Source organism: Patescibacteria group bacterium (genome assembly GCA_041662665.1).
Classification (GTDB): Bacteria; Patescibacteriota; JABMPQ01; order JABMPQ01; family JAQVVF01; genus JAQVVF01.
In genome coordinates this window covers 559,913-572,240 of record JBAZSC010000001.1, presented here as the reverse complement: position 1 = coordinate 572,240, position 12,328 = coordinate 559,913, and the positions used below count along the sequence as shown (strand labels likewise).

Sequence of the window (12,328 nt, the reverse complement as noted above, 5' to 3'; positions counted from 1 at the left end):
ATCAAAAAGTAATTAAAAATACAAAGCTATTTTATTTCATAAATGTATGTTTGATTGATAACGTTAACTAATTTTAGATTTGGATTAATATTTTCAAAATCAGTAATATTAAGTATTTTTTCTGGCAAAACAGGATTATCTTTAAGATCAGGTTTATTATAATAGTCTTTATGCAGAAAAATGTATTTTGCACCCATTTTCTTTAGAGCGATTGGAGTTGAATTATTCGTAATATCAAATATTTGTAATCGAATTCTTTCTTTTCCTGTTGGATCCGGTTCTGGTTGTCCATTTATAATTGGGTGTTGGTGAATTCTTTGCCAAAACATATATGTTTGCGTTGGTGTGAAGTTGCGATTCGTATATGGATATTCTGCAATAACAGTATTTTGGGGCTGGTTTTTTAACCATAAATATTCTTCTGGAACATTACCAATATTTTTTGTTTCAAAAGAAGGTAAAAAATCGACTGATATAATCAAAAATATAAAAGCGAGAATAAATATTTTTATTTGAGAACTTGAAAAATGCTTGGCTAGAAACTTGTTATTTGCTAGAACATTTAGGAAATACTGTAATCCATAAATTGCAAGTATGATAATAGAAAGATCAACGAAGACAAACATTCTAGAATAAACTCGAAAGACTGGCAAGATCTTGTGAATCCAAAGAGTTGGCGAAAGTGGTGGTCTTAGAGAGAATATAATACTAAAAATAGCTAAAGCTAAAAAAATTACAATAATCGATTTTTTATCTTTTTCAAATTTACCTTTAAAGCATTGGTATAGACAATAAATTGCAAAAATTATCGCTGGTATACCCAGATAAACTAGCCACTCAAAATCTGGCATGCCTTGGTTTTTATAAAAAATTTTATTCCAAAAATTACCAAGCAAATAGTTATACTGAGATGGAATAAAATAATATTTTACTTGATTCAATCCCCATCTATATAATTCTTCTGTAGCGCGAGGTGCAACGAGATTTGAAGTTTTCTTTGATTGAAAATATGCTGGTAAATAAAAGATTGCAGATAAAGAAAATGCAAGAACAGTTATTATAAAAAAATATTTAAGCACTGCTTGTTTATAACCAAAAAATAGTTTTATAATCCAAAACATGATTGTAAAAAAAACTACAAATAAAGCATAATAAGGATCTGATAAAAATACTAACGCCAAAAAAGATCCAGCTAAGATTGAATTTTTATAGTTTGGATTATTAAATGTTTTCAAAAGATATAATACATATAATGGAATCCATTCAATTTGAGCTAAAAAAATGTGCCCTGTTGTTCGTATAAAATGATATGGTGTAAAAGCGTACATTAAACCAGCTAATAGACTGATAAATCTGTTTTTAGTTAAATAAAAAGCAAGAAAGTACATAGCGATTGCTGACAATGGAAAACTTATCCAATTTATAATGTTATAGCTACAAATATCAGAACAAAAATTTAGTAGAATATTATTAATTATAAAATTCCAAAAAGGTTGAAGATTTTGATAAAAATTATTTCCATATGGATAATTCAAAAGCTGATTATTATAAAGATTTAGATTATTATCTTTTGAATATTTATTCCACCAAAAATTATATATTGTCCCATAATCATCTCCCCCGCCTTGACCTGAAATTTGGGTATTAGGATGTAAGATTGCAGGATAAAAAAAGATACTTATAATTATAAAGAGAAAGAATATACAGATTTCTATTATACCTATTTTTTTTACGTTATTATTTGGTTCCTTGAGCAATTTTTTGGGTTGATTTATTTTTGAATAAAATAAAAATTAAATAGCAAAATAGTACAAAAATGGTTGCAACTGTAATTATTAATCCAATATAAAATAATCTTTGTGGCCAAAGTTCAATTACTAGTTCGAGATCATAGCTTCCATCGCTATTTTTACGACAGAAATTATTATTTTTACAAATCTCTTGAGGATCAACAATCCAGCTGTTTGCATATTCGTTTGCGATCAAATGTTTTACGTCTGCTAATTCAACAACATTTTTATTTAGTCCAAACAAGTTATTTCCATTTTTTTTGAGTGCGAACCACGTTTCATATAATTTTCCATCATCTAAGTTGTTGTTTTGAATTGTTCCGTTATTATTTTTTGAAATAAAATCAATATTATATTTTTCAATATGATCTATACTAGTCCTGCCTTTGAACCATTTTTTGTGCTTAATCTCTTTTTCTTTAAGATCACCTATTGCTGTAATCAAACCGCTATTGACATATGAAGTTACTTCTTCTTTTGTTGCTTGTTCCTGTTCATTATTTTCAATAATTTTATAGAGTTCATTTATTTTTTCCTTCTCTGGCAAAATTTTTGAATTGTTTTTAGTTAAATATATTTTCCAGCCATTATGAAAGGTTGAATTATAAACAAGAGGTGTTGTATTTTTTACATTATGAAGAAAGATTCTATATTTAGTTGTATTAATTTTCTTAAATTCTATAATCGGTTTTTGCGAATTTTGCAAAAGAGAGTTCTGTACTTTTTCTAGAATAGAATTATCTTCTTGCGATTTATAGTAAACAGTATTTAAAATATCTATGCTTGCAAGCTTAAAATCGCCTTGCTCGATAGAAATTTTTTGAGGCGTAAAAATTATAGGCAGAGTTTGTTTTAGAGTATAAAGTTCGAGATATTTTGTGTTTTGACCTTCGATAAAATTTGGGTTGGAATAATTGTTGATATTTTTTTGCGTTAGACTGTAATTTCTTGAAAAAGTGTTGAGCTGATCTTTTTGAAATACGATATATTTTACACTATTTAAAGATGCAAACTTATTATCAAAATTATTATCAAAAGTAAAATTTTCAATATATTTCTTTTGTAAAATATTCAAATTATTATTAAAAAATTCATCAAAAATGACAGGCTTCATGATTAGCATTTTTAATGGATTTGCCATTTGGTATGATCCTTTATTCCAACTAAATTCGGAAAAAAGGTATGCGAAAGGAAAAATTAAAACATTTGATTCTATTTTTTTTGAATTTAAATCTTCTGAAATATCGTAATATTCATTTGGCAAAACATAAGGTTTAATATTGCCCATCAAATTTCCGGTCAACAACGGACATGCAACGATCAGATACAGCATAACTCCTGCAATAACATATATCGGAATTTTTTTATTATCTTTTAAAAGCAACAAAAATAGAACAACAAAAGCCAATAGTGCAAATGGAGTAAATTTAAAAACATCCCTAAAAATGAAGAACATCGGAAAATATTTAAAAAGCAAGACGTAGATAATACTATATCCTCCTAATCCAAGCGTTAAAAATATCACCATTAATAGACTGTATGCACTGGTTTTGTCTGGTCTGTTTTTTTTGATTAATAGCAATAAGACCATTATTAATAGAATAAGAGAAGGAATTTTTACATAGTTAGATGAAAAAAATGCGGAAAGATCTTTGCCTCCAGGTCCGCTGTTTTGGAAAGCTAGGGTTTTGGAAAAAGAATTCGACCTTTTTACAATTTCTATTGATGCGAATGGGTCAACATATTTATAATGATTAAATTTATAAAGTTTTGAACTAATAAAAAAAGGTATAATAAAATAAGCATTCATCAATATGGATGCAATTAAAAAAATGATAATATTTTTAATAACTTTTTTCTTGTTTTGGTAAAATAGTAATTCAGTAAAGATAAAAAACAAGCTCAAAGCAAAATATTGAATTAAAACAAATGAATACAAAGCACTAATAATCGAAAAAACCAAATATTTCTTTTGATTAGTTTCGTTAAAACGATGAAAAAAAGCAACCATCAGAATACTGCCTGAGAATGGTATGAAGCCAATAAGAGTCCAACCAAATGATAATGAGGCTATGAAGAAAAAAGAAAACACAATCAATAGGGTTCCTAGTATACTATATTTTTTAATGTAACTTTTGCAGAAGTAATAACTTGATAAAATAACGATAAAAAATGATATAAATGATATAAATTTATCTATAACTATCGGCTGAACAAAAAAACTGAGGCAGTACATCGGAATTAATAACGGTAATAATAAAATATTTTCCGTAATTGCTAAAAAGCCGCTATTATCTTCTTTCCAGACGGAAAAAAATAAGTTTAATTTTTCAAGATTAAAAAAATGCAGATAATCCGAAAATGACAGAAAACCCTCTTTAAACAATACCCTACTTAAAAATAAAAAAATTGCGATAAATGCGAATACAACAACCAAAACACTTTCTCGTTTGAAAATAGATATTAATTTGTTGTTTTTTATTTTATCAAACATTGCCTATATTTATTTTTTTAAAAATCTTTTGTATTTTGGCAAATCATATAAATTCCAGGTGCAAATGAAGGAATTTTTTTCCAAAACCAAGGCATCTTGTAATCAAAACCAGAAATGTTCTTTATTTCTAATTTGTGAAAAATAATAAATTCTTTTAGGGCTTTTAATGTGAAGACGCGAACATGAAAAATCGGTTTTGACGAAGTAAAATAATATTTCGATAAAAAGCCTTTTCCAAATTTTGCATTTTCATTGCTTATTTCACTCGCGAGTGGTAAAAGACCCATTAATAACGAAAATCTGCCGTGATATGAAGCTAAATTTGGTGTAGTCAAAAATAAAAAACCATTTGGTTTTAATATCTTTTTAATTTTCTTAATCAATTTATCTGTTTCGACAACATGTTCAATGACCTCTGAACAAACTACAAAATCAAAATAATTATGTGGGAAATGCTTTTCAATTTCAAAAATATCTTCTTTGAGAAAAAAAATTTTATTATTTCTTGAAGAATTATGGTATTCATGCTTATCAATTCCAACCAGTTTAACATTATCTAAATCAATTTTTTTTTCTTCTAAAATTTGATAAAACATGTTTAAAAAAAATCCGTCGCCACATCCTATGTCAATTAATTTAAAACCACGTTTATTCTCTTTCAATATGTCATTTATTATATTCAGCATTGGCTTTTCTTTTCCTGGTGAATAGCCTCCATGCTGTGACGGCATACAATTGTTTGAATTGTCTATTTTTTGATGCATTTTATTGAAAAAACATGAGCCCTTTTATTAAAATAATTAATTTTAAGCATTTTCTTTTCAAGTTGATGGCATTTTCTTAGTAATTTACAGTAAAGGTTAGAATCATTGCAACTTATAGGGACAAATTTTTCTACCCAGCTTGCAATAAATAAAAAAAGTTCACTTTTATCTATCCCCTGAATTTCAAAGCCAGTTTGTTTAAGTTGTTGGACAACACTATTGATATTAACTACATATTTTTCTGGAATTTTTCCATCAACAACTAGGTCATCGCTAAAGCTATTCCTAAATTTTTTTGGCAATATTGTAAAAGCATTTCTTGCAAAATTCACAATTATGTTATCTGCTGTTAAATCTACAATGTAAAATTTCCCATTTTTCTTCAATTTTTTATAAATTTCGTTAAAAATTGCCTGATGTTCATGACTATGATGTAAAACACAAATCATATAAGCTCCATCGGTTCCCATATCAGCAATTTGCGGTATTTTATTGTTTGAAATTTTGATGAAATTATATTGTTTTTCTGTAAATTTTTCTTTTGCCTTTTTAATTGCTTCATCAGAAATATCAACACCAATAAAACTCTTGCTTTTGTCGTTCGTATTGTCCAAAAACATTTCAATGTTTTTACCAGTCCCGCATCCATAATCAATTATCTTCTTTCTATCAGATAACCAATTAAAACCAGAATAGATGATTTCTGTATTATAAATATAGAAAAAGTTGTTTTTGTTTACTTTTTTTTCTTCTTTTTGGGCATTTAAATCGAAAAAATATTTTTGATCTTGAATCACATTCGTATTTTGCATATTTCAAATGATTTAAATATTGTAAGATATTTTTTGAAAAGCTTGGTCATAAATCATATTAATATCATACATCTTTTTTGCTTTTAATGCATTATTTCTAAATAACATATATTTGTTTGAATCTGACAGAATTTCATTGATTCTATCAGCCATTTCTTTTTTGTTTTCGACTGCAAAACCTAAACTATTTTCTTCAATCTCCTCTGCAAGTGCTGGAATCTTTGTCATAACGACAGGAATTCCCATTGCTAAATAATTTTTTACTTTGAGAGGATCGCAGAATCTTACATAATCCTCGGTATCTTCATAAGGGGCAACACCGATTCCACCAAGAGAAAGAATTTTGTTTGTTCGCTCTTGCTTCGTATATCCATAAAAATTAATTCTATCGCTTATTCCTTTCTTCTGCGCAAGAGTTTGAAGAAATTCTTCATCTGGACCTCCGCCAATTATGTGTAATTTAACTAGCGGATTTTGTTTAAGAATTTGTGGCATTATGTCGATTAGACTATGCACGCCTTTCGTTTTTGAAAGCACCCCGATATAAAAAATATTGTTTTTAGGAAATTCTGGAGTTGTGCAAATTTCATTAATATTTAGCCCATTCGGCGCTAAAATGTTTTTTTTATCTGGTATTCTTAAATGCTTTCTAATATTACGAATAGAATTTGAAACTGACCAGCAATAATCAGCGTGCCTACTAGCAAATTTATCTAAAAGATGATAGATATAATTAAGAAAAAAGTTTTCAAATCTTTTTTCAGCATAGTCTACAGAATAATAGATCACTTTATTTATCCTATATATTTTTTTGATGATAATGGCTGAAATGGCGTTAAGTGGATCAAATCCAAAGCATAATTCAAAATTGCTATCTAGATATTTTTTATAGATCCTAATTGATAAAAAAATATCTTCGATATAGGCAATTGCACTTAACTTTTTTTTACGGATAATCTTCTTTTCGCTTATAATTTTACCATTACTATATATTTTTAAAAAACTTTCGTTTGACGTAAACTCGTAAGGATGTCCAATAACAGCAAAGCATGATTTTTTTTGAATTAAAAATTCTTCCATTTTTTGGACTGGTCCGATCGAATTAGCAATATGTGAAATTAATAATATTTTTTTAGGTTTGTTCATATTTAACTTTTTTTCCAGGAAGGCTGATTTTTTTTCATATCAAGTAAACCTTTTAGAGGACTCATTGGTTTAACGCCTAATTCTTTGATCATTTTATTGATCTGGTAGGTTGTATCTTTTGGTCGAGGTGCTAATGACGGAAAAAATGAAGAATCAACGGGTTGAATCAAATTTTGGTTAAGTTTAAAGGTTTTGGCTACATTTAATGAAAGATCAAAACGAGAAATTGTTTTTGGTCCGGCTAGATGATAGATTTTTGATTTATTTTTTTTGATTATTTGCCATATAGCTTTAGCAGCATCTTTAACGTATAAATGATTATTGTATATATCATCTACCACTTTGACTTGACGATTGTTTTTTAATTCATCCAGAAGCCAAGTGACTGGATTTGGCCTTTCGTTACAATGATTCCATCCGTACATAGTCATAAGACGCACAATACAATATTTAATATTATTTTTCAAAATATCTTTTTCGGTCTGCAGTTTTGTTTTGCCATAATAATCCAGAGGTTTTGTTTGGTCGCTTTCTTTGTATGGAGGATTTTTTCCATCGAACACAGCATTTGATGATGTGTAAATAATTTTAGTATCGTACTTTTTACACGCCTCAATCATGTTTCTTCCACCCAAAACGTTAATCTTGAAAGCTTCTTTTTTATGTTGTTCGCAAAAATCAACACTTCCTATTGATGCAGTGTGAATTAAATATTTAGGTTTATTTTTTTTGAACAGTTTCATTACATTCTTTTTGTCAGTAACATCTAATGAAATATATTTACAATTACTGAAATCTGGAAGAATCTTTGTAGGAAATCTATGATAAGTGGCAAAAATATCATAATTTCTAGGTGCATTTTGTATTAGTGATAATCCCAACAAACCTGTCCCCCCTGTTATTAAGACTTTTTCTCTCCTTACTGAATGAGTGCTCATAAAAATATTATTTAAAATTATTTGTGTCTATCTAGTAGTATATATTTTTATAAATATTATTACCAGAAAAAATTATATTCGATGAATGTCCTTATCATTTTCGTTCATTGGCTTTGAAAGCATATTAATCCAAGATGCATTTTTAATAATTTCAAAAGTATGAAGAACATACTTGTTTACGATAAAAATGTCACCCTTTTGGACATAAAATATTTTAGTTTTGTTGTTTTTTAAATCTTTAAGAATGACTTTGATTTTACCATCAATAATGAAAAAGGCTTCTTTTGTTCTTTTATGATAATGATTACCTCGTATGCATTTTTTTTGTGATTCTATGTAGTTAATTTCTTTCCAATTTCCTGTCTGGAGCAATCCTAATATTTTACCTCGTTGATCTTCAAAATAAAAATACGGATACTGCAAATTCAAAAAATTATGATGAAGAGATTTATCTATACTGGGATAATAATTTTTAATTATTTTTCTTGAATAGCTTGAATTAAGCGAAACATTTTTTGAAATAAGTCCGTTTCCTTGTTTAATAGGTTTAATAAGCCTTGGATTTATTTTTAGTGAACAAGCTATTTTTTTAGCAAATTGATAACGAGATATAGTTTCAGCACCTGCGATGTGAATAGTTCCGTTAAAATCATTTTGTAATAAATAATAGATTGAGTCTAATAAATAATCAATGTAAGTCGGAGTGTAAAATACGTCGTTAAAAACTTCGATCTTTTTATTTTCTAACAAGTTTTTTACAACGAAATTAAAAAAGTTGCCGCCATTATGTCCGAATATGTTGGCAGTTCTCAAAATTATATAGTTATTTAAGTTATCTTTAATATCTTTTTCGGATTGAAGTTTATTTTTTCCATATTCAGTCCTTGGTTTTTGTATAGAATTCTCTTTATAATTTCCATTTATTCCATCAAATACATAGTCGGAAGAAAAAAATACTAATTTAATTTTTTGGTCAATATTCTTAATTGCTGAAATTAGATTTTTTGTTCCCTGAATATTGATTTGATATGCTAATTTTTTATTTTCTTCGCAAATTTTTAGATTGCTTAAACCTGCAGTATGAATTATGATATCGGGTTTAATTTTTTTAAGAAAATTTAAAACTTGCTTTTTATTGACAATATTAATTTGAAAATAATTTTTTTTTATTTTGGGGAGAATATCGAGACAGTAAATCATAAAATTTTTCTTTTTGAGAAATTTTTCAAGATTAGAGCCTACATAGCCTGCTCCACCAGTAATAAGAATCTTATTTTTTTGCAATTGTTTGATTAATTTAGTTGATAATTTTTTTAGAATAAGAAGTCATTTTATTAAGAGTACTTAATAATCCGTTTCTTTTTATTTCACTGTTAACGAAAAATAAAAGTGTTTTTGGTTTCTTAAATAAAACATGCTTATACCACATCTTCCAGCCTAAGTTAAACATTTTTTGAATCTCTTCTGCGGAATAATTTGGATATGAAACAGCACTTTTTCCAGTAGCATCGAAATAACTAGGATCTTCTGAGATAAGCCAACCATTAGCTTTCGCTTTTTGAAAGAATAATGTGCCTGGATATGGAGTAGCAATTGAAATTTGTAATAAGTCTGGATTAGCTTTAAGAACATCCTGAAACATTTTATAGTCTTTTTTAAAAGTTGATTGCGGAAGTCCAAAAATCAGATTGACGTATGATCTCATTCTTAGCTCTTTGCATTTTTTAATTATTTCTAATAAACGTTCTCTTTTTAATGGTTTCGGGATGGCTTTAAGAACTTGTTCGTCAAGATGTTCAAGCCCATATTTATATGTTACACAGCCAGCTAGCGCAAGTAATTCCAGAGTCTGATCATCGATTAAACCATCACCCATGCATAGCCATTTTATTTTTAATCTTCTCCTAATAATTTCTTTACAAATTCCATCTATATGTTCTTTTTTGGCAACCATATTGTCATCATCAAAGTATATTTCATCGAATTTAAAATTTTTTTTCAAATATTCCATTTCATCTACTACATTATTAACATTTCTGGTCCGGTAGATATGTTTGCCATATATGCATTCTACATTACAAAAACTACATTTTAAACGACAGCCGCGTGAAGATACCATTACGATATTGCGTCCAAAACAAGATGGTTCATTGTAATACTCAATCGGAGTATCATTGCGTTCTGGAAAAGGCAGGAGATTCAAATCTACTAATTCTGATCTGTCAAAACTATTCTTATTTTTACTTACAAAATTTTTGGGTATTATTTTGTTACCTGACTTAACAAAATCTAGTATCGAAAATTCATATTCTCCGATAACTACATAATCTATTGGTATTTTTTTTAAGCAATTAAATGGATAATTTGTAGCATAGTTTCCAACCGCAATTTTGATTATTTTTTTGTCAATTTTACTTAAAAAATCTTTATCGCTTTCTTCACTTACCCATGTAGGTTCGCAAATTATGTATTTTGGTTTAAATTTTTTAATAAAAGCTAGCGTTCTTTCAAAATTCCATTCCATCGCAATAGCGTCAATAAGTTTAGCTTCAAAATTATTTTTTTTTAATAATGATGTTAAATAACCCATAAACCAAGGATATGGAGAGTATCTTAGCGATGTTGCTGAATTTTGAATAACATTATACCATCTTGAACCAGCTTTCATTACATTACCTGGTAAATTCAAAACTAAAATCTTATACATTTTTTTTAAAAACTATATTATTTTTTGAAAAACGCCTTGTTTATAATAATAATCAAGAATACAAACTGATTTAATCTTAGCGTACTTTTCTTTAAGCAATTTCATGCCTCCGTTTTTGATCATTTCTTTTCTAGAAAATATATTATGGTCAGGATGCTTACCAAAAAATGTGTCTCCCCATGGCGCTCTAAATACTATAAAACCACCGATTTTGATTTTAGAGGATATTTTTTTCAAGGTTGCTGATGGATTTGGTAAATGTTCTAAAACATCATATATTAATACAATATCTAGTGAGTTGTTTTTTATTTTATCAATTTCTTGTGGTTCTAAAATATGTAAATTATTTCTGCAATCTTTATTCAAGTTTATTCTATATTTTAAAAATTCTTGAGACATGCTATGAAAGTCTAAAAAATAGCCCTCCTGAAAAAACTTAATGAAATTAAAGCTTAAAGAACCGCTTCCACAACCAAAATCAAGATAATTTATTTTTTTGTTTAAACTTTTAATTGATTCTTTTAATACTTTATATAGATTCACTCTACTGTATTGATCCTCAATATTTGTTATTGTGTTACAATTTGAATAATATTTATCTAAATTATTATAATCTATTTTATTTTTAGAAATATAATTATTCCATTGATCGATACATTTGGCAAAATTTTCTTTCCTAATACCGCTAAAACTGGAAAAATCAGCGTACTCGGCGTTTTTAATTTTTTCAATTTCATCAATATACTCTTTATATCTAATATTTCTAATTAAGATATAATATTTATGCAAAAGTGATAATGTTTTTTTACTATTTGTTTTTTGCTCAATCATAATTTTTGTTAAAGATAAATAATTATTTCTCGATTCTGCAATATATTTCGCCATATATGTTTTTTTCAGAAAAGTTTGAAATAATTTTGATTAATTCAGTACCTGTCACATACTTTGGCAATTCTAATTGATAAAAATCTCTCAATGAATAATTAAAACGGTAATTATTTAATTTTTCTAAGTGTTGAATACATTTCTTGGTTGGATCGAAAAAATCAGGGAAAAACTCAAAAGATAACGCTTTTATAGGTTGAGTCAATCCTTGTAAAACGTTGTATTCAAATCCTTCAACATCAATTTTAATAAATTTTGGAATTCCATATTTCTTGATTAGCGAATCAAGTGTTGCGATTTTAACTTCTTGTTTTCTGTCAAAAAAATAATATGTGTCATTAGAAAATCTATTGCTTTTTTTAATAGACGAAATAAAATCATTTGACATTGATGAATGTCCGTCATTTGTTCTACTTATTAAAATTTCGCCCGTTTCTTCATTCTTGCCTAGAGCTACGTTTTCGATTGCCACATTTTTATTATTTTTAAATAAATATTCCAAATACTTTACGCATTTAACTTGAGGTTCGATTGCCACAACCTTTGTTTTTAATCCAAGAAAAAATTCTGAATAGATGCCGACATTAGCTCCAACATCAAAAACTAAATCTTTTTCTTTCATAAAGGATGAAAAAAATTGAAGCTTTTTAATTTTTTCTTTATTATACCGAACATTTCTGATTAATTTAATTATTTTAATTTGTTCAAAAAGATTTCTTAAATGATAAAAAACTATCAAATTAAAATTTTTTTTAAAATTAATTTCCATAATATATCTTTTTAAATTATTAA

General features: G+C 27.2%; 10 protein-coding genes. All 10 read right to left on the bottom strand.

Annotated elements, in window-relative coordinates:
* Positions 1-26 precede the first annotated feature (26 nt).
* Entirely contained in the window at positions 27-1,757 is a 1,731-nt protein-coding gene (locus tag WC663_02940) for a hypothetical protein (GenBank protein MFA6296282.1), read from the bottom strand.
* A complete protein-coding gene (locus WC663_02935) occupies positions 1,738-3,246 on the bottom strand; it encodes a hypothetical protein (protein MFA6296281.1) in 1,509 nt (502 codons plus the stop codon). The genes WC663_02940 and WC663_02935 overlap by 20 nt, the downstream gene beginning before the upstream one ends.
* Before the next feature lie 1,055 nt (positions 3,247-4,301).
* Positions 4,302-5,015 (bottom strand): methyltransferase domain-containing protein, encoded by a 714-nt coding sequence (locus WC663_02930; GenBank protein MFA6296280.1) that lies wholly within the window; start codon positions 5,013-5,015, stop codon positions 4,302-4,304.
* A 17-nt stretch (positions 5,016-5,032) separates the two neighbouring features.
* Complete coding sequence (locus tag WC663_02925; protein ID MFA6296279.1) at positions 5,033-5,860, bottom strand: class I SAM-dependent methyltransferase; 828 nt, start codon at positions 5,858-5,860, stop codon at positions 5,033-5,035.
* 12 nt (positions 5,861-5,872) lie between these two features.
* Positions 5,873-7,006: a glycosyltransferase gene (locus tag WC663_02920; protein MFA6296278.1), complete on the bottom strand. Its 1,134-nt coding sequence runs from the start codon at positions 7,004-7,006 to the stop codon at positions 5,873-5,875.
* A gap of 2 nt (positions 7,007-7,008) precedes the next feature.
* Positions 7,009-7,944 carry an NAD(P)-dependent oxidoreductase gene (locus WC663_02915; GenBank protein ID MFA6296277.1) on the bottom strand — a complete coding sequence of 312 codons (936 nt, stop codon included), beginning with the start codon at positions 7,942-7,944 and terminating at the stop codon, positions 7,009-7,011.
* 72 nt (positions 7,945-8,016) lie between these two features.
* A complete protein-coding gene (locus tag WC663_02910) occupies positions 8,017-9,228 on the bottom strand; it encodes a sugar nucleotide-binding protein (protein ID MFA6296276.1) in 1,212 nt (403 codons plus the stop codon).
* A 13-nt stretch (positions 9,229-9,241) separates the two neighbouring features.
* The gene (locus tag WC663_02905) at positions 9,242-10,651 is read right to left on the bottom strand and encodes a radical SAM protein (protein ID MFA6296275.1); all 1,410 of its coding nucleotides are present in this window, start codon (positions 10,649-10,651) and stop codon (positions 9,242-9,244) included.
* Positions 10,652-10,663: 12 nt separating this feature from the next.
* A complete protein-coding gene (locus WC663_02900) occupies positions 10,664-11,536 on the bottom strand; it encodes a class I SAM-dependent methyltransferase (GenBank protein ID MFA6296274.1) in 873 nt (290 codons plus the stop codon).
* Positions 11,505-12,305, bottom strand: coding sequence for an FkbM family methyltransferase (locus tag WC663_02895; GenBank protein ID MFA6296273.1), 801 nt, complete (start codon positions 12,303-12,305; stop codon positions 11,505-11,507). Before WC663_02895 ends, WC663_02900 begins: the two co-directional genes overlap by 32 nt.
* Positions 12,306-12,328 lie beyond the last annotated feature (23 nt).